17 protein-coding genes and 1 pseudogene are annotated in these 26046 nt (G+C 66.2%); 15 read left to right on the forward strand and 3 right to left on the reverse strand.

What is annotated here, in order from left to right:
* Positions 1-231 precede the first annotated feature (231 nt).
* The 8 genes and pseudogenes from AC1DJ5_RS09280 to AC1DJ5_RS09315 all read left to right on the forward strand — a co-directional run.
* Positions 232-1074 carry a BLUF domain-containing protein gene (locus tag AC1DJ5_RS09280; protein ID WP_477020410.1) on the forward strand — a complete coding sequence of 281 codons (843 nt, stop codon included), beginning with the start codon at positions 232-234 and terminating at the stop codon, positions 1072-1074.
* Positions 1075-1247: 173 nt separating this feature from the next.
* The gene (locus AC1DJ5_RS09285) at positions 1248-2909 is read left to right on the forward strand and encodes an ATP-binding protein (protein WP_477020411.1); all 1662 of its coding nucleotides are present in this window, start codon (positions 1248-1250) and stop codon (positions 2907-2909) included.
* Between the two features lie 127 nt (positions 2910-3036).
* Positions 3037-6846 carry a LamG-like jellyroll fold domain-containing protein gene (locus tag AC1DJ5_RS09290; RefSeq protein WP_477020412.1) on the forward strand — a complete coding sequence of 1270 codons (3810 nt, stop codon included), beginning with the start codon at positions 3037-3039 and terminating at the stop codon, positions 6844-6846.
* A gap of 351 nt (positions 6847-7197) precedes the next feature.
* Complete coding sequence (locus AC1DJ5_RS09295) at positions 7198-8211, forward strand: lysylphosphatidylglycerol synthase domain-containing protein (RefSeq protein WP_477020413.1); 1014 nt, start codon at positions 7198-7200, stop codon at positions 8209-8211.
* Between the two features lie 187 nt (positions 8212-8398).
* Positions 8399-9538, forward strand: coding sequence for a glycosyltransferase (locus AC1DJ5_RS09300; protein WP_477020414.1), 1140 nt, complete (start codon positions 8399-8401; stop codon positions 9536-9538).
* A complete protein-coding gene (locus AC1DJ5_RS09305) occupies positions 9538-10308 on the forward strand; it encodes a PIG-L deacetylase family protein (RefSeq protein WP_441456347.1) in 771 nt (256 codons plus the stop codon). The genes AC1DJ5_RS09300 and AC1DJ5_RS09305 overlap by 1 nt, the downstream gene beginning before the upstream one ends.
* A 329-nt stretch (positions 10309-10637) precedes the next feature.
* A complete protein-coding gene (locus tag AC1DJ5_RS09310; RefSeq protein WP_441454763.1) occupies positions 10638-11039 on the forward strand; it encodes a hypothetical protein in 402 nt (133 codons plus the stop codon).
* A 492-nt stretch (positions 11040-11531) separates the two neighbouring features.
* Positions 11532-11720: pseudogene (locus AC1DJ5_RS09315) on the forward strand (aldehyde dehydrogenase family protein); the annotation flags it as partial.
* A gap of 66 nt (positions 11721-11786) precedes the next feature.
* On the opposite strand, the gene AC1DJ5_RS09320 reads toward AC1DJ5_RS09315, so the two are convergent.
* Genes AC1DJ5_RS09320 through AC1DJ5_RS09330 form a run of 3 tightly spaced genes read right to left on the reverse strand, consistent with a single transcriptional unit; the run spans position 11787 to position 17623 of the window.
* Positions 11787-13124 carry a hypothetical protein gene (locus tag AC1DJ5_RS09320; RefSeq protein ID WP_477020415.1) on the reverse strand — a complete coding sequence of 446 codons (1338 nt, stop codon included), beginning with the start codon at positions 13122-13124 and terminating at the stop codon, positions 11787-11789.
* Between the two features lie 14 nt (positions 13125-13138).
* A complete protein-coding gene (locus tag AC1DJ5_RS09325; protein WP_477020416.1) occupies positions 13139-16213 on the reverse strand; it encodes a TonB-dependent receptor plug domain-containing protein in 3075 nt (1024 codons plus the stop codon).
* A 54-nt stretch (positions 16214-16267) separates the two neighbouring features.
* Positions 16268-17623: a dicarboxylate/amino acid:cation symporter gene (locus AC1DJ5_RS09330; RefSeq protein ID WP_441454766.1), complete on the reverse strand. Its 1356-nt coding sequence runs from the start codon at positions 17621-17623 to the stop codon at positions 16268-16270.
* 287 nt (positions 17624-17910) lie between these two features.
* On the opposite strand from AC1DJ5_RS09330, the gene AC1DJ5_RS09335 reads away from it, so the two are divergent.
* The 7 genes from AC1DJ5_RS09335 (at position 17911) to AC1DJ5_RS09365 (ending at position 26041) form a co-directional block, all read left to right on the forward strand.
* Positions 17911-19689 carry a sensor histidine kinase gene (locus AC1DJ5_RS09335; RefSeq protein ID WP_441454767.1) on the forward strand — a complete coding sequence of 593 codons (1779 nt, stop codon included), beginning with the start codon at positions 17911-17913 and terminating at the stop codon, positions 19687-19689.
* Entirely contained in the window at positions 19689-21026 is a 1338-nt protein-coding gene (locus AC1DJ5_RS09340) for a sigma-54-dependent transcriptional regulator (RefSeq protein ID WP_441454768.1), read from the forward strand. Before AC1DJ5_RS09335 ends, AC1DJ5_RS09340 begins: the two co-directional genes overlap by 1 nt.
* 155 nt (positions 21027-21181) lie before the next feature.
* Positions 21182-22234 carry a sensor histidine kinase gene (locus AC1DJ5_RS09345; protein WP_441454769.1) on the forward strand — a complete coding sequence of 351 codons (1053 nt, stop codon included), beginning with the start codon at positions 21182-21184 and terminating at the stop codon, positions 22232-22234.
* 450 nt (positions 22235-22684) lie between these two features.
* Positions 22685-23338 carry an MtnX-like HAD-IB family phosphatase gene (locus tag AC1DJ5_RS09350; RefSeq protein WP_441454770.1) on the forward strand — a complete coding sequence of 218 codons (654 nt, stop codon included), beginning with the start codon at positions 22685-22687 and terminating at the stop codon, positions 23336-23338.
* A 14-nt stretch (positions 23339-23352) separates the two neighbouring features.
* Positions 23353-24735, forward strand: a complete 1383-nt coding sequence (locus AC1DJ5_RS09355; protein ID WP_477020417.1) for an aspartate aminotransferase family protein — start codon at positions 23353-23355, stop codon at positions 24733-24735.
* A gap of 2 nt (positions 24736-24737) precedes the next feature.
* A complete protein-coding gene (locus AC1DJ5_RS09360; protein WP_477020418.1) occupies positions 24738-25670 on the forward strand; it encodes an arginase family protein in 933 nt (310 codons plus the stop codon).
* Complete coding sequence (locus AC1DJ5_RS09365) at positions 25667-26041, forward strand: DMT family transporter (protein WP_441454773.1); 375 nt, start codon at positions 25667-25669, stop codon at positions 26039-26041. The genes AC1DJ5_RS09360 and AC1DJ5_RS09365 overlap by 4 nt, the downstream gene beginning before the upstream one ends.
* Positions 26042-26046: the final 5 nt, after the last annotated feature.

Raw genomic sequence — 26046 nt, forward strand, 5'->3', positions numbered from 1 at the left:
CGCTGGAAAATCGATTCAATATCGCCAGATCAAAATTGATCATATTCTGCGATAACCGATTGATGCTCGAAGTTACGGCGTAAATCGTGACAATATCTAGTTAATGCCTATGGGAGAACTCAGCGTCGGTTAAGATCATTTGCCTGCAATGCCTATACATAAATAGAAAATTGCCCCCACAAATGCATGCACTTACACCCTAGGTGCAATCCGATTGCTTTTCACAAGCAAATGACTTTCAATATTCTATCACTTACCGGCGAGCAGATTCGAGCGGCGCGAGCGCTTTCCCGCATCGAGCAAACCGAGTTGGCCCGGCTTTCCGGCCTCAGCCTCGAAACCATCAAGAGGCTTGAGCGCATTCGCGGCCCCGTAGAGGCGAACGCCCGCACCCTGCGCGCTATTCAGGACGCCTTCGACACCATCGGCGTCCAATTCGATGGCGACGACACGGGCACAATCGGCGTCCTCCACCGCGCACGACAACGCGGAGACGATCAGCCCCGCCCCCGCGCGCCGGACCGCGAGGCCCCGCCCCGCCTGCATCGCCTCATTTATCACAGCCGCATCGCCCGAAACGCGGGCGAAAGCCTGCGACCGACCTTGGCCTATATCAATGCAGAGGCCCAAACCCTGCATGCCGGCCTCGGCATCACCGGCATCATCTTCGCGCGAGAAGGACATCTCTTGCAGGCGCTGGAAGGCGACAGGGACGTCGTGCATCAGGCCTATCGCGCCATCTCCTGCTACCCCCAGCACGGAGACCTTCATCTGCTTGAAGATCGCCCCACCAACCGGCGCCGGTTTCCTGACTTCAGTTTCTGCTGCGGTCTGCTCCCCTCGGATCCGAGGCACCCGGCGGACCCGGCGTTTCAGGCTGATTTCCACCCGGACAGGTTGACGCCGAGCGCCGCCTCGGAACTGCTCTGCGCAGCTCGCGATCTGCAGCACTCGCCCCCGCGCAACATGCGCGGGGCGCCCGGCGCCTGCACGCTCGCATCCGTCTGCCTGGACTCGACGTGCGGCAGCGGCCGACACGCGCCGCCGCGCGAGATTGCGCCCCAGGCGCACTGAAACGCCACCGAAGACACAAGGGCGCCGCCACGCATGTAATATAATGATTTTGCTGAATTTTATTTCAGAATTCGAGAGAACGCAGATCTAAAAATCGCAGAATTCCCGTATGTAGGGACCGTTGACAGAGCGAACGCGCCGAAGCGTCCGCACAGCGTGCCGCCGGGGAAGCCATGATCATGAAGAACCCCCATCGCCCTGGACAACCCGGCGCCCATGACGCCCGCTCGCGCTGGCGCCATGCCCGGAGCGCGCTCAAGAAGACCCTGGCGGTTCAGGCCGGACTACCAGAGACGCTGGAGGACATCCTCAGCAGCATCCTGAACATCTCGTCTGAGGGGATTGTCGTCGCGGACCAGGATCTGCGAATCCTGCTGTTCAGCAAGGGCGCCGAGGTCATCTTCGGCTACACGGCGCCCGAGGCCCTGGGACAACCAATCGACTTCCTCATTCCACACGAACGGCGCGAGGCGCACCGGCAGCGCGCCCAGGGCTTCGCCGCCGGCGCCATTCTCAGCCGTCGCATGAGCAGCCGCCAGGACGTCACCGGCCTGACCAAGGACGGCCGGTTGGTGCCGATCGAAGTGGGCCTGTCCAAGCTGACGACGCGCACCGGCATGATCTACACCGCCATCGTCCGGGACATCTCGGAAAGCGTGACGGCCGAGGCCGCGCTGAACCAGGCCGTCAGCGACGCCACCGCCGCCAACGCCGCAAAGTCCGCCTTTCTGGCCGCCATGAGCCACGAAGTCCGCACGCCGCTTAACGGCGTGCTCGGCATGGCCCAGGCCATGGCCCGCGATCTCCTCCCCTCCAAACAAGCCGAGCGACTGGAGATTATCCGCAAGTCGGGAGAAAGCCTGCTGGGAATCCTCAACGACATGCTCGACCTTTCCAAGATCGAAGCGGGCAAGCTCCAGATGGAGACGCTGGAGTTCGATCTCGGTGAACTGCTCAGCGGAGCGCACGACACCTTTTCAGCGCTCGCCGTGCAAAAAGGGCTGCGGTTCGAACTGCGCATCGCCAAGCGAGCCGAGGGCGCCTATCTGGGCGATCCGTTGCGCCTGCGACAGGTCCTCAACAACCTGGCCTCGAACGCCATCAAATTCACCGAACACGGTCGAATCGATGTCGCCGCCGATCGACAGGGCGAACTGCTGATCATCACAGTGAGCGACACCGGCATCGGCATTCCTCCCGAGGCTCGTCTGCGGTTGTTCAACAAGTTCGAACAGGGGGACCTCTCCATTACCCGGGGCTATGGCGGCACCGGGCTGGGACTGGCCATCTGCCAGGACCTGGTCCAACTGATGGGGGGAGACATCTCCGCCGCCAGCGTGGCTGGCGAAGGGACATCCTTCACCGTTCGACTGCCTCTTGAACACGTAGGCCAGGTCCCGCGCCTACCGGACATCCAGTGTTCCACCGACAGCTCCACACGCGCGAACCCGCTACGTCTCCTCGTGGCGGAAGATAACCGTGCCAACCAGTTGGTCATCGACACCCTGCTTCGCCAAGCGGGCATCGTTCCGGTGATCGTTCCCAATGGGCGAGCAGCCGTGGCGGCCTGGGAGAACGGTCCCTGGGATCTCATCCTCATGGATGTGCAGATGCCCGAAATGGACGGTCCAACCGCGACCTCGATCATCCGACGGTGCGAACTGGACAGCGGCCAATCACGCACCCCCATCCTCGCCCTCACCGCCAATGCCATGGATCATCAATTGGTCGAGTACAGGCAGGCCGGGATGGACGGCCTGATCGCCAAGCCCATCGAGGTCGACAAACTGTTCTCGGCGATCTCAGGGGCGATCAATTCGGGGACCGCCGGCTAATCCGGGGCGTGCGCAGGCGCTCGGGTGCTGCCCGTCTCGGCTCTGCGAATTTGACGACGACACCGGTGTCAAGGACGGGTTAGGGTCTGACCGGGCCGACGCAGATCGGCGACCGGGGAGTGTTTCGATGTCTATCGTTCAACGGGCGGTCGTCGCCGTTCTCGCTACGGGCGCAGCCCTGGCCTCCGCTTCGCTAGCCAGCGCCCAGATCACCGCTCCCCGACCGGACGGCCTGCTGTTTCACGTCACCGCCAATTCCTCGCTGTCCGCCGACTATGCGGTCGGTCAGTCCGAGCCGACCTTCGCTGACAAGATCGCGCTGAAGCCCATGGGCGGCGCCCGTGGCGGCTATATCGAGGGCAGCGACGATCAGCAGCTGGCCTGGCGGGCACCGGGCAACATCTTCGCGGCCCGCGGCGCCGTCGCCTTCGATTGGCGCTCACGCTACGCTGTCGGCCCCACGCCCTTTGTTCTGTTCCGCGTCGGTTACGCCAACCACTCCAGCTGGGACATGGCCTTCCTGCGAATCGACTGGAACGGTCACGGCTTCGACGCCTTCGTCACGGACACCAACCTCGCCCGCGTCCGGGTGTCGTATGAGTTGCCCCAGACGCCGGCCCCGGACGCCTGGATGCACATCGCCTTCAGTTGGGACGAGGCCGAAGGCGTGGTCCTGCATGTCGATGGCAAACGTGTCGCCGCAACCCGGACTTCGGCCGTTCTGGACGCCGCCCTGGACCAGTTCGGGGTCGCGTCGCGCATCGTCGCGCCGATCCAGGTTCACAGCCGCTACAGTTTCACGCGCGGCTCGGACTATGACGACCTGAGAATCTACGACCACGCCCTGTCGGACGACGAGGCCGCCGCAATTGCATCGCCCGCCGCAGCCGCCTCGCCGACGCCGGCTCTGACGCCGACGGCGGATTGGCGCGCCGCCTGGAATCGTCGCTTCGGCTTCGACCAGGGTTCGGCCCCCTATCTGGCTGATCCGGTCACCCGCATCCGCCGCGTCGAGTTCACCGAGCAGCGCGACATCGCCCAGCGCATGTGGAAGGGCAATGACGGCATCCGTGAAACCACCTGGCCGGGCGTTTACAATCGCTCGCGCCTGCCGGGACGGAACGACTACTTCACCTTGCCCGACTGGAACGTCTATTCGATGGGCGGCAAGACGGCGACATGGTTCCTGCCCGACGAGCCCTGGAACCAGGTCGAGATTCAGGGGGCCGCCTATGGCCGCTTGTCCGCCGTAACAGCCCGCATCGACGCCAGTCGTGTCATCGACGAGTCTCCGCCCCAGACCCTGGCTGACCGTCCGCGCGGAGCCGAACGCACCACGACCCGGGTCAAGCCCCACGACGGCGGCGCGGTGCGCTTCATCAACACGGACCAGGAGGCCCCGATCCAGGAAATCGGCGTCTACAACGTCACGCCCGGCGCCCTGCCCGACAGCGTCGGCGATTACGCCTATGTCGTGCGCGCCGGGGTCGAGCCCAACTACGTCGCGACCGACAAGTTGTCCGCCTTCATCGCCGGCCGCCATACGGCGGAGGAGCGCGACACGGTCGCCGCCCTGCCCTCCAGCGCGCCGACGGCGCCGCGCACCACCGTCCTGACCGGCGACCGGCCGCTGGCCCACGTCGTGATTCCCATCGACTTCCGGCGCGGGCGACCGGGCGGGCCGCTGATCCGCAACGTGCCGACCCTGAGCTTCCAGGAAGCCGGCGGTCTGGACGGCATCGTGCTCGACATCCCGGCTCTGACCTCCACGCCGGGGGCGGACGGGCTGATCTCGCTGAATATCCGGGTCAAGGATCCGCTGTGGGCGCTGCGCGACCTGCTGGACGTCAATGTGGCGGTCAAACCGGGTGAAGCGCGCACCGTCTTCCTCGACACCCGCGACCGCATCCTGGACGACGATGACAGCCTCTACTTCACCATCGCCGCCTCGAGCCCGAATTTCCACGCCGCGGATCTGGGCGGCATGGGGGTGCGGATGATCTTCAAGTCTCGCGACGCCGCCCGGCCCGAGCACGTCGCCGACCGGCTGGCCCAGATCAAGGACAGCTACGGCTTCCTGGTCGAGGAACGTCAGATCACGCGAGACCTTGGCCTGTTCAACCAGTTCTATCTCGACCTCAAGGACCTGCTGCGCGTCGATCCGGAGAACGTCGAGGGTCGAGCCTATTGGAGCGAGTGGAACGCATCCCAGCCCCTGCCCGCCTTCACCCAGCTGACGCCGCCGCCCGGCGCGCCTCTATGGGCCTTTCGTCAGGTCGAGGACCTGAAGCTGGTGCGCCAGTTCATCAACTGGTGGATCGACAACCGCCAGGTGGAGGGCGAATTCGGCGGTGGAATTTCCGACGACACCGACCTGACCAATCAGTGGGTCGGCCCGGCCCTGATGGGCGTCGACACCGACAAGCTGAACGCCTCGCTCCAGGCCCTGATCGAGGCCAGCTACCGCAACGGCATGTGGACCAATGGGCTGGGCACGATCCAGACCGACGAGCTTCACACCTACGAGGAGGGCATCAACGCCATCAGCCAGGCCGCGCTGCTCAATCGCGGCGACCCCCGAACGCTGGAGCGACTGATGGCGACGGCCCGCCGCTATGGCGAATTGACCGAGGTGAACCCCGCAGGCCACCGTCACATCATCTCCAGCTACTATAGCGGCTCGCACTTTGCCCGAGACAGGCCGTGGGACTGGTCCAAGCCCCAGTCCCATCTCGTCCTGCACCCCGGCATGGCCCTGGTCGACTACAATGGCTCGCCGAAGCTGAGAGCCCTGCTGCTCGAATTGGCCGATGGCTATCTGGCCCACGGCAAGCCCGGCCCGGACGGAACAATCGCCTGGCCCGCAGACATCAACTGGACGACCGACGCCCAGCGCGGTTCGGGCCCCGGCCCGACGACCATGCTGTTGTGGTCGGCCTTCCGCTGGACCGGCGACGCGAAATATCTTGCGCCGATGGGGGCGCCCGGATCTGCGGGATGGTCAGGCGTCAATAGCGATGCGGCCCGCGATCTGGGGCGGCCCGAACTGAACCAGGACTATGTCATGGCGGCCGCCAGGCCGGACGCTTCGTCCGACGCCTTGGCCATCGCCGCCGCCGAAACCGGAGATCGCACCTTCCTCGAACGGCTCTACGCCGACGACATCCAGTTCGCTTCAATCCGCATGAAGATGCAGACCGAAGACCACTGGTGGACCGATCGGGTGGAGTTGCCGTCCGACCAACTCCAGCGCGCGCGCCTCGGCGGCGTCGCCCTCGTTCGCGGGCGCATTGTGCCGGGCCACCGGATCAGCTGGCGCTTTGACGTTCCCGAGGACGCGCTGAAGGTCGGCATTATGGTGCGTGAGCCCGCCCGTGACGGCTTCCGCATCGTAGTCTGGAACATGGCCTCGACGCCGATCAAGGCCGCTATCAGCGGGGCCGAGGTCACGCCCGGCCAATGGCGCATGACGCAGGGCGCCGATGCGAACGGCGACGACAGGCCCGATGCGGGCCGGACCGAGACGGTTGTCTTCGGGCCGGGAGAGGCCGTTCCCGTCACCCTGCCGCCAGGCCCCAGCGTGATCGAATTCGCCCTGGCCCAAGCCGGTCCTCCGATGTCGACCCGACCGGACGTCGGCATCGGCGCCGCCGATCTGGCGCGGCGCGGCGGACGGCTGTCGGTCACGGTGCATGGCCTCGGCGCCGTCCCCTCGCCCGGCGGACGAGTGGTGCTCGAAGGTCCGGACGGCGCCGTCCTGGCCACCGCCCGATTCGGCCCCCTGGCCTCGCCCGACGATCTGCAACCCAGGACCGAGACGGTCAGTCTGCGCCTGCCACGCGACCTTCCTTCAGGGACCAACGTCCGGCTGATCCTCGATGGCGCGCCAGTCGAGGTCAGCACGGCGAACAACCGGACGCCCTGGCCGAACGACTGAGCTCGGACGGTCGTGATGACCTCCAGCCGAAGGGAGGATCGACACAAGTACGGCTGGCGCGCCGCCCCCCGAGGAGGCGGCGCGTTCAGTCCCTTCGCCGGACGCGCGGGCCGGGTCCGACCCTGGATCGCGCGACCTGGGCATCGGTCAGGCGCCAGAGGACGATGCGCGGCAGCGGCCACCTCTCCACTCGCCGAACCGACCCAATATGACGACGGTCAAATCGACCTCCCGCGTAGCGCCTAACCTCGTCCAGCGAAGAGATTGGGAGCATATTCATGGCGCGACGAAATAATGCGGTCCTGAAGGCGCTGGCGGCGTCGGCCCAGAAGCCATGACGCCGCAGTTACGATGGCCCTGCCTCTGCATCTGCATCTGACACCTTCCTCCGCTCTCGCCACCGGCCGAAGCGCGGTTCGGCGTATCTTCGCCGTGGGCCGCCCGCTGATCGGCGTCGCGCTGATGGTCGCGGCGGTGGCGGTGCTGTGGACCCAGTACCGGGATCTCAGCGGACGCGACCTGCTGCACCAGGCGGCGAGTTGGGGGCCGGGTCGGGTGGCGGCGGCCGTGGCGCTGTGCGTCGCCAGCTTCGCCTTGCTGGGGGTGCTGGAATGGCTGGGGCTGCACTGGAGCGGCGTGTCGGTTCGGCTGCGCACCGCGCTGATCGGCTCCACCATCGTCAACGGCATCACGCACAGCCTGGGGGCCAATGTCGTGGTCGCCACCTTCGCGCGATCGTGGGCCTATCGACGCGCCGGGCTGCGGCTATTGCCTTCAGCGACCACGACCCTGTTCGGCGCCTTGTCGTTTGCTCTGGGGCTGGCGGCCATGGTGGGACTGGGCCTGGCCGTCGCGGACGGCCCCCAGCTTCGCGCGGCGGGTCTCGGCGTGCCGACCGGCCGCGCCCTCGCCATCGTGCTTCTGAGCGTGCCGACGCTCTATGTGATCGCCTGCGCGCGCTGGCCGCTGGCCCCTCTGACCATGCAGTTGCGTCTGCCGGACGGCCCCCTGGCCCTGGGCCAGGTGGTGATCGGCGTCGTCGACAATATCCTGGCCGCCGCCATCCTGTGGATGCTGATCGGCGCCGCCGCCCCGCCCTTCCAGACCTTCGTCCTGGCCTACGCCATCGCCTGCCTGATCGGACTCGCGTCGGCGTCGCCAGGCGGCCTGGGCGTGTTCGAAGCGTCTCTGTTGCTGGTTCTGCCTGACACCGATCCTCAGGCCTTGGCCGGAGGCATGATCGGCTTTCGCCTGATCTTCTATCTGCTGCCTCTGCTCGTCGCCCTCGGTCTGGCGGTCTGGGGCATGATCCAGCGTCAGAAGACCACGCCCGGCGCCCTCGCCGCCGACGATGCGCCCCCTTGACCATCGTCAAGGCGACGACCACGTATTCCGTCCACCCTGGCCCGTTTCCACTGGCCGCCAGGACGAAATGATGGATGGCCTGAAGGGCATTTCCGAACGCGTCCCATCCACATGGGGATCGCCAATCGAGACGGGAGGGTCCGCAGTCTCGCAGGAGTGGGCCGCACCGTGTCTGGTCGATACGACCATGCTGTTCACGCCCGCCAGCGGCGGCGTCAAACGCTACCTCCTGGCCAAGCGCGCCTGGCTGGCGGTCCATCGTCCGCAGGTGGTCCACAGGCTGGTCCTGCCCGCCCAGAGCCGTCACGATCAGGACCCAGAGGTCGCCTGGATTCGCTCGCTCGCCCTGCCGCTGGGCAACGGCTACCGCTGTCCGCTCAGTTCTTCCGACTGGGCTGCGCGGATCGAGGAATGCCGCCCCACACTGATCGAGGCCGGCGACCCCTACGCCCCCGGTCTCGCGGCCTTACGTGTCGGACACGCGCGCGGCGTGCCGGTCATAGGCTTCTGCCACAGCAATCCGGCCGTGCTGGCCCAGATGTATTTCGGTCCCTGGGCGTCGCGGGTGGCGCGCCGCCTGTGGATCGACCGATGCGCCCAGTTCGACGCCGTCCTGGCCCCTAGCCGCTATATGGCCGAGATGCTGCGCGAGGCTGGATTGGACAAGGTTCAGGCCGTGCCCCTGGGCGTCGATGTCGCCGTCTTTTCTCCGTCCGCCGCAAGCCGCGACGCCTTGCGGCGAATGATCGGTGTAGCGCCCAACGAACGCCTGCTGGTCTTCGCTGGCCGCAAGGCCCCCGAGAAGCGGGTCGAGGTCCTGGTCCAGACCGTCGAACAACTGGGCGCGCCCTATCGTCTGCTGCTGATCGGCGCTGGCGAAGGCCTGCCCCATTCAGACCGCGTGATCGCCCTGCCGTTCGAGCCCGAGCCTCGACGCCTGGCCCGTCTGCTGGCCGGTTGCGACGCCTTCATCCACGCGAACCCGAACGAGACCCTGGGCCTGATTGTACTGGAAGCCATGGCCTGCGGACTGCCGGTCGTGGGCCCCGATCAAGGCGGCGTGGGCGAGATCATCGACGATGCCGTCGGCGCCCCGGCCCACGGCGCCGACGCCGCCGCCCTCGCCGAAGCCATCGCCCATCTGTTCGCTCGCGATCCCTCGGCGCTGGGGGATGCGGCCAGGACGCGGGCGGTTCGCCGCCACGGCTGGCCCCGCACCTTTGAGCGCCTGACCCGCATCTATGCGGACCTGACCGGCGACCGAAACTTCATCGCGCCGGGCGGCCATTCCCCAGGCGGCCTTTCCCCAGGCGGGACGACGCACTGATGACGACCCTGGTCCTGCTGGCCCACTATGACGACGAGTATTGCGCGATCCCTCTGCTGGTCCAGGCGCGAGACAAGGGCGAGCCGCTGCTGTTGGCCTTCAACGCCGTTCCCCGAACGCCTGACGAGCGCACGAAGCGTCTTCACGAAACGACGCGATGCCTCGACGCTCTGGGGATCACGCAAAGGATCATTCTCGGCGACGGCGGCGCCCGGGCCTTCGACGGCCAACTGCTGCATGGGCTGGAACACGTCTTCGCCGCCCTGCTCTCCGCCCTGCCGCCATCGTCAATTGACGGGATCATCACCCCGGCCTGGGAGGGCGGCCACATCGACCACGACATGTGCGCCGTGCTGGGCGTGGCGCTGTCCGCGCATCTGGCCCGAGGTTCCGCCTCTCCCTGCCCGGTCGTGCAGTTCAGCCTGTACAACGGCGCCGACCTGCCTGGCCCGCTGTTCCATGGCGCGCGTCCGTTGCCGGAAAACGGCCCCCTGCTTCCCGTTTCAATAGGGCGCAGGGACTGGCTGGCCTTCGCCGCCGCCGTCCGCTTCTATCCGTCCCAGGCGGGGGTCTGGTCCACGCTCTGGCCCGCCGTTTTTCTCAGCTACGCGCAGCGCGGTTTCTCGGTCCAACGCCTGTCGCAGGACCGCGTCAGACAGCGCCCCCATGCCGGCCCCCTGCTTTATGAGCGCCGGGGGCGGCCATCCTATGCGATGGTGTCGGAGCAGGTCGCAACCTTCCTGTCTCTGGCTGGAGACGCCAGCGCATGACACCCGTCAATTTGCGCGCCGCGACAAACGGCACATCGTCGGGCGAAGATGAAAGGGTCAGTCCTTGCCATCGGTCCGCGCCAGCTTTGCGCCCAGTTCACGGTCGACGCCCCCGAACGAGCACACCCTCGCGGCGTTGACGTTGTCTCTATCGAGGAAGGGGGCTTCCCTGGCTGACTTCGGCTTCCAGGCGTTCGGCCACCAATGTCTGCAGCAGGACGCTAGGCGGGAGTTGCTCACGACCGACCCATTGCGGACGTTGGGGATATTAGACGTTATGACTGTGCGCGGCGTCTCGCGCGCCGACGCACGACGCATGAGGAAATTCAATGCTGACGATCGTCATGGCCTTGGCCGCCCAAGCGACGGTCGTGCCCGACCTGCCCTGGACCTACGTCCCTGCCGAAGCGGCCGGACAGGTTCCGTGCCCGGTCGCCATCTCGGCGCCAGCTCATACAGAGAGATTTCCGAATAGGCTGCTTGTTGGCGCATGGATGCTGCGCACCGAGAGAGGAACGCTTAGTTGCCGTTTCCACCAGACAGAGGCCGGGCATTGCAATTTCGGCAGCCCCGGACACCTTGTTGTAGAGCAAGGTGACGCGACAACAATTCACGATATCCCGAATGGCTCTGCTGTTGAGTTGGAGATCCGAGATGGCCGCTACGCCTGCCGTATTGGGCGGCGGATCAGGACGCACGGCGATACCATCGTTCCTAATCGCGAGCGATGACACCATCCCCGATGCAACACGACAACGGAAGCCCTCTATGGGCCGCGCCCGAACCGCGATGGTTCGGCAATCTGCGCGTGGCGTTCCTGGTCGCCGCCAGCCTCACCGCCTTGGTCATTATAGCGGACAGCGGGCAACGATCAGTTGAGCTCGCCCCCCCATTGCGGACATTACCGTCGCGCCAACTGCAGACATGGCCGTAACATCCGTCCTGGAGGCCTGCGCGGAGCAATTGTCTCCTGAAGCGGGCGGTCGCCGTCGAGAGCCTGCGTCAGGAGAGTGAGACCCCGCGCCAGCTCGAATGAGCCCAGATGATGTGCCTGGAAGGACGATGGAGATCGATGAGCTTAGTGACGGAGGACGACAACACGCGCCGACCCTTTCGTCGATGGGTTAGCTGACACCCGAGGCCTTTGCCGCCAATCTCACTGCAAGAAATGCCGTCTTGAAGGTTCGCATCGGGTCGGCGGGCCGCTAGACCATGTCGCCAAACTGAAGCACCCCCGCGACTTCCAGAGGAACGCCCGCGCCGGCATGACCATGGTCAACCTGGCCACCGCCGGGGTGGATTACCACGTGCCCTTCGGCGGCTCGAAGAAGTCCTCCTACGGCCCCCGCGAACAAGGCTTCGCCGCGGTGGAGTTCTACACCCAGATCAAGACCAGCTACTCGGCGGGTTAGGAGCCAGACCAGGCTCGCCCTCCCTGGTCCTGCCGCCGTGGCCTCAGGGCCGCACACCTGACGTCATCAGGGTCTGATCGGAGCAAAGTCCTCGTCGAACAGACAGGCCGTCTTGTAACGGGATCGCGCGGTTTCGCAGAGCGCCGCCACAGAGCGGGCGTCCGGTTTAACGCCCTGGTCCAGCCACACCATCAGGGCTTCAAAGACGGCCACGTATTCCGGCGCGCTCAGGGCGCTGTGCTCAGCCTCGTCGGTGAAGGTCTGGACCAGCAGTTCAGAGCGCCCAGCGGCGGCGACGCGCTCGCGATAGACCGCCTCATGCCAGACGAAGGCGGTGGGGTCGTACTTGCCGTGGATGGTCACGGTCGGCGCCACGATCAGGCCCGACAGGTCGGCGTCGTAGGCCAGACGCGCCACGGCCATTGGGTCGGCGGCGAACCGCTGCACCCCGGCGTTCAGGGCCGCGTCGTCGTGCGAACCGGCATAGACGGTGTCGACATTGGAGAAGGGGTTCAGCCCGTCCAGCCGACGCTGCACCAGATCCTGAAACAGGAAGGTGCCCCAGGCGAGATGGGCGACCAGTTGGTCCTCCTGAACGCCGACCACGTTGAGAATATCGGCCAGCCGCTGCTTCTGTTCGGGCGAACGCTCGGCCTCGGGCAGACCGACGCCGGTGCAGGTCTTGACCCGCTCGGCCAACTGGGCGCGGTTCATGCGAACGCCCTCGGGCAGGCCCTGCCAGATCGGATACTGGGCCTCGTCGGGCTTCGGATGGTTCTGGCAATAGTACTGATAGACGGCGCGCAGATCGGCGCGGAACCTGTAGGCCTCGGTCCCGCCGGCCAGGACCCCATTGGTCAGGACGACGCCGTCCCAGACCACCTGGCCCTCGGCGTCGCGGGCGTAGAGCTCGGCGGCCTTGGCGGCGACGTTGCCGCCCCAGGACTGGCCATGCAGGATCGTGCGGCGCGGCCGCCCGAAGGCGTCCCAGAAAATCTGGCGCAGGTCGTCGGTGTCCTCGGCCGCCATGCGCGCGCCGTAGCCGCCGCGCCGATAGGTCGAGCCGGCCCAGGCGAAGCCCTCCTTCACCGTCATCGAGAACCGGTTGAGGTCCTCCAGCGGATCGTCCTGCTTGGGCTCGCCGGTGCGCGGACCGCCGTGGGCGTGGACGATCAGCGCGCCGTTCCAGTTCTCTGGCACGGCGATCCAGTAGTAGCCGCCCTTGGCCGCCCGTCCCGACCAGCAGTGCGCCCGCTGTGGAAGGGTGTCGGGACAGACGGCCTGGGCAGGGGACGGCGACGACGGCGCGGGCGCGGTCTGGGCCAGCGCCGAAGCCGGAGCGAATACGCACGCCGCCCCGAGCAAGGCCGGCCATTTCAATCCGCGTCGCATCGTCATCGCCATCCCCGTCTCTTGCGTCAGAACGTCTTGGAGACGTTGACGTACCAGTAGCGGCCGTAGGGCTGATGCACCGTGCCGCGATAGCCGCCGTCAGCCAGCGAAGGCCCCTCGTCGGTCAGGTCGCGCACGCCAACGCGGAGCGTGGTGTCGACCGCGTCGAAGTCGTACTGGCCATAGGCGTTGGCGACCATCTGCGAGCCGACGATCCAGGGCGCGCCCGTGCTGCTGAGCAGGCTGCTCTGTTCGATCTCACTGACATATTGAGTCGACAGACCGGCGCGCCAGGGTCCCTTGTTCCAGGTGAGGTTGGCCGAGACCTTCCACTCCGGGCGGCCGTTCTGGGCGATCAGCTGGGTCGAGTCGGGCAGCGGCGTCAGCGGATCGATGGTCCCCTGTTTGCGAGCCTCATATAGGCTGTCGACGATGTCGCCGGGCGCGCGCGAGAACTGGAGCATCTTGGTCGCGTTCAGGCGGAAGTTGAACGACCCCAGGGCGGTGCGGCGCTTGCGCCAGTTGAAGCTCAGGTCCAGCCCCTCGACCGTTTGCGGCAGCAGGTTGATGAACTGATCGCTGACCGACAGCGCCTGGCCGACCGGCGTCAGGCCCGTGCCGTCGAACAGGGCCTCATCGTCGGCGTTCGCTGCAGCGCGAACGACCAGAGGATTGGTCCCGCCCTGCACGCGGTTCATGTATTCGACAGCCAGCGCCGACTGGGCGCCCAGCAGGCCGACGATGTCGGTCTGCTCGATCTTCCAGCGGTCGACGGTGAAGGTGAAGTCGCCCCACTCCGCCGGGACGAAGCGCGGCTGGAACACCAGGCCGTAGGACTGGTTGGTGCTCTCTTCCGGCTTGAGGTCCGGGTTGCCGGCGATCAGCAGGGAGACGCTGGCCGTGCGGGCGCACTGGCTCATGTTCTTGATCGTGCCGCGACGGATGTCGGCCTCGCAGCGGATGAAGTCCGGGGCGCTGGCCAGACGCGCATACTGGGAGGCGTTCACCTGCTCCAGGTTCGGCGCGCGGAAGCCCTGGGAATAGGAGGCGCGCACCCGCAGGCCATCGACGATGTCCCAGGCGATGGCGACCTTGGGCTTGGCCACGTCGCCGAAGTCCGAATAGTGCTCGTAGCGACCCGCAAGCTGCATATCCAGGCTGTGAACCAGCGGGATGTTCATCTCGGGCGAGACCAGCGGCAGGGCGAACTCGATGAAGGCCCCCGCCACGTCGCGCGAGCCCTTGGTGTCCGGGTTCGGGCTGACCGCCGAGACGTTCGACAGGTTCTTCTCGCCCGACACCATGTCGGTGAAGGTGAAGGTGCCGTCCAGGTTGGCGTCACGGTCGTCGCGCTGCGTCTCGCGGCGGATTTCCGCGCCCAGGGCGATGCCGACAGGGCCGCCTGGCAGGTTGAACAGATCGCCGCGCGACAGCTTGAAATCGGCCATGCTCAGGGTCGTGCGCGACACCCGTTTCATGTCGAACAAGATGGCGTCGGTCGCCGCCTTGGACGACGGCGTGCAGTCGCCCCAGCTGGGGGTGTCCACGCAGCCGCCGCTGAAGGGATTGTAGGCGTCAGGCGTCGACAGGGCCATCTGCTGCTGCAGCTTGGTCATGTTGATGTTGGGCGAGATGTCCTCGGCCTCGGCCTCGGAATAGACCAGGGCCGTCTCCCAGTCGAAGCCGCGCCATTCGCCGCGCAGGCCGCCCAACAGGCGGGCCTGGTAGTTGTTGACCTTCACCTCCTGGTAGCCCGTGTCCACGAAGCGGTAGTTGCCCAGATAGACCGGCAGGCCAGCCGCCGGAACATTGGTCAGGTTGGGCAGGCGGTTCGGGTTGACGCTCCCATCCGCGAACGTGATCGGGCCAAAGGGGTTGTAGTAGTTGGAGGCGGGGATCCAGAGCTTGTTCAGGTTCACGACGGCCGGCTGAATCGCCCGGCTCTGGGCGGCGTAGTAGCCGACTTCACCGAAAGCCGTGATGCCGGACGGCAGATCGTAATGCCCCGTCAGGAACAGGTTGGCGCGCTCGACCGACGGACGCACCGAGGTGCCGTGCCGAGTGTCGAAGCGCATCTCGCGGTTGACGCCGGTGTAGGCGACCGTGCCGTTGGTGAGGCACAGGCCCGAGGGCACGGTCACGCCGGCGCCGCAGCCGAAGCTTTGCGGCTGGACGTGGAAGGCCCCCGCCGCCGTCGTCAGGATCACCCCGTTCGACGTCGGACGCAGGGCTGCGGTAGTGGCGGGAATGCTCAGCTGCGCCCAGGGCGAATGCGACGAACGACCATCCGGCACAGCCGAGGTCTCGTAGCCTGCGAAGCCCGAGAAGAAGGCGCGCAGGTCGTCGGAACGGGTGAAGTCCTGATCCGCCGCCATGAGCATGGTGCGGTCGGTGTAGTTCAGGAACAGCGAGACATTGCCCCGGTCGAAATTCTTGCCGGCGAAGAGGTTGGTCTCGAACTCGCGCAGGCCGGTGCTTTCGGCGCCGCCGTAGCGGGCCTCGAGCTTCAGCCCGTCAAAGTCGTTCTTGAGCACCGTATTGACCACGCCCGCCACGGCGTCGGCGCCGTAGATGGCGGCTGCGCCGTCCAGCAGGACCTCCAGACGCTGGAGACCCGACACGGGGATGGCGTTGGAGTTGTAGCTCAGGACCGGCACCGTGCCCGTGTCCGACGTACCCTGACTGGTGGGGTGTTGAACCATGCGGCGACCGTTCAGCAGCACCAGGGTGTTGCCGACGCCCAGCGAGCGCAGGTTGACCGAGTTCACGTCGCCGCGCGCCGAGTTCGAGGTCTGGGGGTTGTTGGCGCTGTCGAACAGCACGTCGCCCATCTGCGGGATGGTGCGCAGCAGTTCGTCGCCGCTGGAGGCGCCGGTCGCTGCGATCTCCTCGGCGTCCATGACGACGACCGGCAGAGCGGCGGTGGTGCTGGCGCCGCGGATCTGCGAGCCGACAACAACGATCTCGTCGACCGTGGTGGCGTCTTCATTCGACGGAGCGCGCGAAGGCGTAGACGCCTCCTGAGCCCAGGCCGTCCCGGCCAGGCCGAGCACCACGGTCGTGGCGGCGCTGGCGAACAGCGCCTGCTTCAGCTTGATCATTATGTTTACTCCCTTGTCGCCGTTTCCGGCGTTCCGTTTCTTGAGTTTCTGCGGTCAGTCTTCGACGACGGCCGTGTCGTCGCCGGGCCCTGCGGCCGGATCGGGCGCCGCGGCCAGGGGCGACGGGTCGCCGTTCAACGCGGCCTTCAAGGCGTCGCGATCCAGTTCGCCCTCCCAGCGGGCGACGACGATGGTCGCCACCGCATTGCCGATGAAGTTGGTCAGGGCCCGGCATTCGCTCATGAAGCGGTCGATGCCGAGGATCAGGGCCATGCCGGCGACAGGCACGGTGGGCACCACCGACAGCGTCGCCGCCAGGGTGATGAAGCCTGCGCCCGTGATCCCGGCCGCGCCCTTGGACGACAGCATGGCCACCAGCAGCAGCAGGATCTGGTCCTGCAGGCTGAGGTCGATATTCAGCGCCTGGGCGATGAACAGGGCCGCCATCGTCATATAAATGTTGGTGCCGTCCAGATTGAACGAATAGCCGGTCGGCACGACCAGACCGACGACCGACTTCGACGCGCCCGCCCGCTCCATCTTGGCGATCAGGCTCGGCAGGGCCGCTTCGGAGCTGGAGGTGCCCAGCACCAGCAGCAGTTCGTCCTTCAGGTAGCGGATCAGCTTCAGGATATTGAAGCCGTTGGCGATCGCCACCAGGCCCAGCACGCCGACGACGAAGATGATCGCCGTCAGATAGAAGGTGGCGATCAGGGCGAACAGGTTGGCGACCGAGGCGATGCCATAGGCGCCGATGGTGAAGGCGAAGGCCCCGAAGGCGCCGATGGGCGCGGCCTTCATCAGAATGGCGACCAGCTTGAAGAAGGCCGCGCTGACCGATTCCAGGAAGGTCAGCACCGGCTTGCCCAGATCGCCGATCAGGGCCAGGGCGATGCCGAACAGGATCGAGACGAACAGGACCTGCAGGATGTTGCCGGTCGAGAAGGCGCTGACGACCGTGTCCGGAATGATGCCAGTCAGGAAGCCGACGATAGTGGTCTCATGCGCGGCCTGGGCGTACTGCGACACCGCCCCCGCATCCAGGGTGGCGGGATCGATGTTCAGGCCGCGGCCCGGCTGCACCACATTGGCGACGATCAGGCCTACGATCAGGGCCAGCGTCGAGAAGACCAGGAAATAGCCGAACGCCTTGGCGGCCACCCGACCGACCCGGCCGATGTCGCGCATCCCGGCGATGCCCGTGACGATGGTCAGGAAGATCACCGGGGCGATGACCATCTTCACCAGTTTGATGAAGCCGTCGCCCAGCGGTTTCAGGTCCTTGCCGAAGTCAGGCCAGAAATGGCCGATGGCGCCGCCAAGCGCGATGGCGATCAGGACCTGAAAATACAGATGCCGATAGAAGGGGCGACGGACAGCCGTCGTCGGCGCGGACGCGATGGGGATCAAGTGATGCTCCTGACAGCGAGCGCGGCTCGCGACTTCCTCCGCGCGATCTGCGTCACGCTTGAAGCCCAGTTTGATCGACAGATCCTCGCCCTCCAACCCGACTCAAGAAAGGAGGCAACTATTTGATTTTAAATATATTATGTTAAATTCGTCGACCGATGCCAGGTCAAATGTGCCGAAAACCACCCATCTTTGTGGTGCATTTGTGCGAAATGTCGCACACATGAGAGATGACCGATCCGGCGCTCTCTTCCATTCCAACGCCACAGCTCAACAGCCGCCGAGCCTTGCTAGTCCTGTGTCTGACCTGGCTGCTGCTGGGTTCGCTTGGCGCCTACGGAGCGGGCGAGACAGCGCGCCGCAGCGCGCAGGCCGCGCTGGCGCGCCAGTCTGAAAGCGCCGCCGCGCTTCACGCCGCCGTCCTGCGCAGCGAGCTTGAGAAGTACCGGTCTCTTCCGCCGGCCATGGCGACCGACGCCGACGTCGCGCGCCTTCTGATGGCTCACACCGGATCAGACACAGCAGACCTGAATGACCGGCTGGAAGCCCTCGCGGATCAGACGCGGGCGTCCGCCATCTATGTCATCGACGCCGACGGCATAACCCGCGCGGCCAGCAACTGGCGCCAGCCGGTCAGCTTCGTGGGCGCCGACTACGGTTTCCGTCCCTACTTCATCAAGGCCATGCGCGACGGGGCCGCCGAGTTCTTCGCCCTGGGCACCGTCAGCGGAAAGCCCGGCATGTTCCTGGCGCGGCGGGTCTCGGATCGAAGCGGACGCGGCCTGGGCGTAGTGGTGGTCAAGGTCGAGTTCGACGCTCTTGAGGCTGAATGGCGCGCGTCGGGAGAGCCCGCCTATGTCACGGACCCCGGCGGCGTGATCCTGATCACCAGTGTTCCGGCCTGGCGTTTCCGCACCCTGCGCCCGCTGGACGCCGACAGCCGCAAGCTGACCCTAGCCGACCAGACGCTGGGCCACGGCGCCCTGACGCCGTTAGCCTTTCAAACCCCGCAGACCGGCCGGCCTCAGCTGATCAATGCGACGATAGATGGAACCCCCGGCCACTGGATGCACGCCTCGTCCAAGACCGCGACGCCCGGCTGGACCTTGCACCTGCTGACGTCCACCCGCGGGGCCATCAATGCGGCGGTCGCCAACGCCCGCGCCCTGGCTGCCCTGATCATCACCCTCTTCTTCGGCGTCGTGGCCGTTCTGCTGCGTCGTCGCCAGCAGGCCGCCGCGCGCCAGCGGGCGGCCGAAGCCGCCCGCCACGATCTGGAACGACGGATCGCCGAGCGCACCCGCGACCTCAGCGAGGCCAACGAGGCCCTGAACCGCCAGATCGAGGAACGGATGCGCGCCGAGGCCAGCCGCGAAGCCCTGCGGGACGAACTGGTGCAAGCCGGCAAGCTGGCGGCGCTGGGCCAGATCGCCGCCGGCGTGGCGCATGAGATCAACCAGCCCGTCGCCGCCATCCGTACCCAGGCCGAATCCGCCGCCGCCTACCTGGAACGAGATCAAGGTCCCAAGGCCGCCCGCGCCTTGGGTCGCATCGGCGACCTGACCGCGCGCATCGGCGCCATCACCCGGGAACTGCACGCCTTCTCCCGCAAGAGCGAGCCCGGCCTGACGGTCGTCTCCCTGACCGAAGCGATCGACGGCGCTCTTCTACTATTGGGCGGGCGGGTGCGTCAGGCCGGCGTCCGTCTGATCCGCAACAAGGGCGAAGACACTGTCGTCATGGCGGACCGCTTCAGGCTGGAGCAGGTCATCGTCAACCTGATCCAGAATGCAGTGGAAGCGCTGGAAGGCACGCCGAACGCCGCTATCACCCTGTCCATCCTGCGTCGGGGCGGCAAGGTGGAGCTGACCATCGCCGACAACGGCCCCGGCGTGTCCGAAGCGATCCGCGAACAGCTCTTCACGCCCTTCGTCACCAGCAAGGCGACCGGCCTGGGCCTCGGCCTCGTCATCAGTCGCGACATCGTCGCCGCTTTCAACGGCGAGCTGGATCTGCGCCCGAGCGAAAGCGGCGCCGCTTTCGTCGTCGCCCTGAGGAGCGCCTGATGGACTTTCCGCGCCTCGACGCCGTCGCTCTGGTCGAAGACGACGATGACTTCCGCACCGCTCTGATCGAACGGCTGGAACTCGAGAACCTGACCGTTCACGCCTTCCGATCCGCAGAGGCCGCCATGGCCGAAATCGATGCTGATTTTCCGGGCGTCGTCGTGACCGACCTGCGGATGCCCGGCATGGACGGACGACAACTGCTGACCCGGCTTCAGGCGCTGGATCCCGCCCTGCCCGTCATCCTGATCACGGGTCATGGCGACATCGCCGAAGCCGTCGCCGCGATGACCGCCGGCGCCTACGACTTCGTGGCCAAGCCCTTCGCTTTCGAGCGCCTGCACGAAAGCCTGAACCGGGCGCTGGAGAAGCGGTCGCTGGTCCTCGACAACCGACGCCTGACGGCCCTGTCGTCCGAGGCCGGGTTGGAGCTGCCGCTGCTGGGCGAGAGCCGCGCAATCCGGCGCTTGCGCGCCACCATCGCCCAGATCGCCGACGCCCGCATGGACGTCCTGATCGAGGGCGAGACGGGCGTGGGCAAGGAAGCCGTCGCGCGCGCCCTGCACTATGGCGGTCGACGCCGCCCCCAGCCCTTCGTCGCGGTGAACTGCGGCGCCCTGCCCGAGGGGCTGATCGAGAGCGAGTTGTTCGGCCATGAACTGGGGGCCTTCGCCGGGGCCATGCGCCGCCGCGTCGGCCACGTCGAGCGGGCGCACAACGGCTCGCTCTTTCTGGACGCCGTCGACAACATGCCCCTGTCGGTTCAGGTCAAGATGCTGCGCGTCCTCGAAGAGCGCGAAATCCACCCCATCGGCTCCGACGCGCCGCGTGTCGTGGATCTGCGTGTCCTGGCCTCATCGACCGGCGACCTGGGCGAAGCTGTCGCTCATGGACGCGTGCGCGAGGACCTCTATTACCGCCTTAACGCCGTGCGCCTGCGCATGCCGCCATTGAGAGAACGTCGCGAGGACATCCCCCTGCTCTTCGCCAACCTGCTTGCCCGCGCCCAGATCCGGGCCGACGGTCTGGTCCCGCCGATCACCGACGCTGTCCGGTCACGCCTGCTGGAATCCGCCTGGCCGGGCAATATCCGCGAACTGTCCCACTTCGCCCAACGCTTCGCCCTCGGCCTCGAAAGTCATGACGAAATGGTCGGCGATCCCGGCAGCGGGCTTGCCGAGCGCGTGGCCCACTTCGAGGGCCGCATCCTTCACGACACCCTTGAAGCCCTGGACGGCGATGTCGCGGAAGCGCTGCGCCAACTGAAGATCCCCCGAAAAACCCTCTACGACAAGCTCAAGCGTCATGGTCTCAAGCCGGCGGATTTCCGTCGCTAGAGACCGTAGAAATGATGGTCGAAGAACATCACCATCTTCAATGACGGGTTTGCGCCCGCTCATGCTACGGTGTTCCAGGGACGTCTCGGCGCGTCTAAACACCCGAGGCTTGATTTCCAATCTGGACGTCGCGACGGGATCGGAAAGGGAAGCCTATGGCTCCCGCATTTCACGATACAGAAGTCGGCGCCGCCTTGGCCCTGGCGGTCATTTCGGTGTCCCGCGCGCCGCTGCTTCTCATGGACGAACAGTTCAACGTCGTCGCGGCCAGCGAGTCGTTCCTTCAGGAGTTCGGACTTCACAACGACGCCGTTCGAGGGCGCTCGATCTTCTCCCTTGGCGGCGGCGAATGGAATCTCCCTCGGCTGCGCTCGCTATTGGGCGCCGTGGGCTCGGGCAACGCTGAAGTCGCCGACTATCAGCTGGAGATGCCCGTTGAGGGCGCCGCCCCGCGTAGCCTGCGCCTCAACGCCGAGCGGCTGCCGTTCTCCGACGCCATGCCGGTGCGGCTGTTGCTGACCATCGTGGACGTCACCGCATCCAACGCGGCCCAAAGGAAGATGGACGATCTGGTCAGGCAGAAAGAGATCCTGCTCCAGGAGGTTCAGCACCGTGTCGCCAACAGCCTCCAGATCATCGCCAGCGTCCTGCTTCAGTCCGCCCGAAAAGTAGACTCGGTCGAGAGCCGCGCTCATCTGACGGAGGCTCACAATCGCGTATTGTCCGTGGCCGAGGTCCAGCGTCAGCTTTCCCTGACCCAGGCGGGGGATGTGGCCCTCAAACCCTATCTGACACAGCTGTGTCGCAGCATCGGCGCGTCCATGATCGCCGACCATGAGCAGTTGCGGATCGAGGTGAGCGGCGACGGCAGCGCCGTGGACGCCGAGGTCTCGGTCAGCATCGGCCTCATCGTCACCGAGCTGGTGATCAACGCCTTGAAGCACGCTTTTCCCAAGGGGCGGAAGGGTCTCGTGAGCGTTGACTATCAGTCGCGAGCCGAGGGCTGGGATCTGACGATTTCGGATGACGGCGTCGGCATGCCGAAGAGCCCGGGCGCGTCGGACCCGGGTTTGGGAACGGCCATCGTGAAGGCCTTGGCCAATCAACTCGGGGCGTCGATCACCGTGAAGGACCTCGCGCCCGGCACGAGCGTCTCTGTCCGGCATCGTAAAACTGAAAGCGAACCGGCGCTGTTGCGAGCCATCTAGGCGCTGTTTGCCAGCCCCCTACCGACTGCTCCGCCCCTCAGATCGATACCCTCGGCGCAGGTCACCAATGCGCCAGAACTGGTCATGACTACTCAGCCGGATGAGCGGCGCTGGTCCTCGGCTTTCACAGCTTGCTCGGGACGCTGGATGCCTGGATTGAAGGGCTGCAGGGCCGCCTCGGCCAGGATCATTAGGCCGCCTGAAGTCGATGGGGCCGATTCTTGGCCGGACGACCTCGAAGGTCGCGCAGGTCAGAATACTGTCTTCGAGAAGGACCTTGGCTCCATCTGTTTGGAACGGATGCGCTCCCTCCCCCCTTAACCATAGCCCCGGTTGACCAAACCAAAAGGCGTCTCCGGAAGCGACCGTGGCCGATCAAGGCGCGGCGATCTTTCCGCTGGGACGCCGGGCCGAGGCGCTTTCCGGCCGCCTCCAGCCAGGGATGGATGCATGCGGATCATATGCGACTTCGACGGCACCATCACCACGACCGACACGACCGACCAGATGCTCGAGGCTCTGGCCGACCCTGAGTGGCGGACGCTCGAAGCGCGCTGGGTGGCCGGAGACATCACGGCGGCCGAATGCATGCGACAGCAGATCGCGTTGCTCCCCGCCGACGACGGCGTTCTCGACGCCGTTCTGGATCAGGTTGACCTCGATCCCGGCTTTCCCGCCTTCATCGCCTTCTGCGCGGCCAACGCCCTGCCCGTTGGCGTCGTCAGCGACGGGGTCGACTACTTCATCCACCGGATCCTGGCCCGCCACGGCTTCGATCACCTGCCGCTAGTCGCCAACGGCCTGACAGGCCGCAAGCTGAAGCAACCCTGGCGACGTGAGGGATGCGCGGCGGGATCAGGCGTCTGCAAATGCGCCGCCGTCGCCGCGTCCGCGCCATCGGCGAAGACCCGGTTGGTTTTCATCGGCGATGGCCGCTCGGACTACTGCGTCTCGACCCGCGCCGACATCCTGTTCGCAAAGGGCCAACTCGCGGAATACGCGACCGAACGCGGTTGGACCTTTATCGCCTTCGACACGTTCCACGACGTGACCGCCACACTGAGCGGCCTGCTGGCCCAGCCCCGCGTTAGGGCCGACGCTTGATCCAGGAGCTTTGCATGTACGACGCCATGCCTGCCGACGAGATCGAGTTGCGTCGCCTTGAGGCGGAATACTGCTCCTGGGGAGACACCGTCCACTATCTGCCCGAGCCGAAGTTCTTCGAGTCCTGCGAAGGCTCCTTCATGTACGACGCCGAGGGGGGCGCGTATCTGGACCTGCAGATGTGGTACTCGGCGGTCAACTTCGGTTATCGCAACCCGCGCCTGAACGCCGCCGCTCACCGACAGCTCGACCGGCTGCCGCAGGTCGCCTCGCAGTACCTGCACCGCGAGAAGATCGAACTGGCGGCGATGATCGCCCAGGGCGCCGAGGCCCGGTTCGGGACCAAGGGCCGCGTCCATTTCAATGTCGGCGGCGCCCAGGCGATCGACGACTCCCTGAAGCTGGTGCGCAACGCCTGCGGCGGCAGGAGCCTGATGTTCGCGTTCGAGGGCGGCTATCACGGCCGCACCCTGGGCGCGTCGGCGATCACCTCGTCCTACCGCTATCGCCGCCGCTTCGGGCATTTCGGCGATCGGGCGCAGTTCATCGAGTTTCCGTACCACTTCCGGGGCCCCAAGGGGATGAGCAAGGAAGAGTATGGCCTTGAATGCGTAAAGAAATTCGCGCGTCTGTTCGAGACCGAATACAACGGCGTGCTCGACACCAAGACCGGCCAGGCGGAGTTCGCAGCCTTCTATGTCGAGCCGATCCAGGGCACCGGCGGTTATGTCGTACCCCCGCGCAACTTCTTCGTCGAGCTGAAGAAGGTCCTCGACCGCTACGGCATTCTGCTGGTGGTCGACGAGGTCCAGATGGGCTTCTATCGGACCGGAAAACTGTGGTCCATCGAGCACTTCGGCGTCCAACCGGATGTGCTGGTGTTCGGCAAGGCCCTGACCAACGGGCTCAATCCGCTGTCGGGGCTGTGGGCGCGCGAAGCGCTGATCAGCCCGGAGATCTTTCCGCCCGGCTCCACCCATTCGACCTTCAACGCCAATCCGATGGGAACCGCCGTGGGCCTGGAGGCCATGCGGATGATGGCCGAGGGCGACTATGAGACCACGGTCGCCGAGAAAGGCGCCTACTTCCTGGAGGGGCTCCAGGCGCTGCAACGCCGCTGGCCCCAGATCGGCGACGTCGATGGCCTGGGCCTGGCGCTGCGGGCCGAGATCTGCGAGGCGGATGGCTTCACGCCGAGCAAAGCCCTGCTCGACCGCATGGCCGAAGAGGGCATGAGAGGCGATCTGGAGGTCGATGGAAAGCGCTACGGCCTGATCCTGGATATCGGCGGCTACTACAAGAACGTCATCACCCTGGCGCCGTCGCTGGAAATCAGCCGCGAGGAGATCGATCTCGCCCTGAAACTGCTCGACGCGCTGCTGCGCCGCTGCGTCTAGCCGTGAGAGGGCGATGCGCGGGCGCGCTGTTGCATCTGGACGAGGCGCTCAGGCCCCAGCAGGCCCTGCGGCGCGAGGTTCTGGACCAGCGGGGATCAGACCTCGACTATCGGGATTTGGGCCCAGCCCTGCGCCTGTGGAGCCGGCCAGAGCCGCTGGACCGCCTGCGCCAACGCCTGAGCCGCGACCTGCCGACGAGCCTTGGTCCCGTGGCCGTTTTCGCCGGCTCCGGCGATTTTCATCATGTCACGCCTATCCTGCTGGCCCGCGCCGTCGAGACCGCCGACGACGGCCTGGTCACGCTGGTGCATTTCGACAACCACCCGGACTGGGTGAAGTTCGGGCCCGGCCTGCACTGCGGTTCCTGGGTGGGCCGCGCCGCCCGCATGCCGGGCGTGGCCAAGGTGGTGACGATCGGCGTCTGCAGCAGCGACATCGACCGCCCTCGCGCCGCCGAAGCCGACCTTGACCTGCTCGTTGAGGATCGCCTGGAACTCTATCCCTACGTGGCCCCGCGCGGCGCGGAGACCCTGAAGCTCTGCGGTCGCGAATGGCCGAGCATCCTGTCGATGGGCGAAGAGGACTTCACCCGCTTCATGGCCGGTCGCATCGCGACCGAGGCCATCTACATCACGATCGACAAGGACGTGCTGCGCGCCGACGAAGCCGCCACGAACTGGGATCAGGGTTGCACCAGCGTCGCCTTCCTTCGCCAGATGCTCCGGGGTTTGGCGGAGCATCATCGCATCATCGGCGCGGACGTGGTCGGCGACTGGTCCAAGCCGGTCTTTGGCGGCGGCGCGCTGGCGAGCCTGCTCAAGCGGGGCGAGGCGCTGATGGACCAGCCCTGGCGGGCGCCGCCTCCCGCGGTCCAGGCCCTCAACGAACCGGTCAACCTCGAACTCCTCGACCTGTTCGCGGAAATGGGTCGATGATCGAGCACCCGCTCACGCCCCTGGTTCTGGCCCTGCTCGGCTTCTGCATCGTGACCGAGGTCGGCCGCGAACTCAGCTTCAAGGGGGCCGCCAACGGCGCCGAGCAGGCGCCGCGCTATGTCATCGGCCTATCGCTGCATCCGCTGTTGTGGCTGGGGCTGGTGTTCTGGGCGGTGGAGGTGGTCGCGTGGGTGCTGGTGCTGGAGAAGGCGCCGCTGACCATCGCCTACCCGATCATGACCCTGACCTACGCCGCCGTGCCCCTGGCCGGCGCCATGATCCTGCATGAGCCCCTGACCCGCAAACAGATGGCCGGCGCCGGATTGGTCGCCTTGGGCGTTATCTGTGTCGGCCTGTCGGGCCTCGGGTGAAAGGA

Source organism: Brevundimonas sp. 01N35 (genome assembly GCF_056399785.1).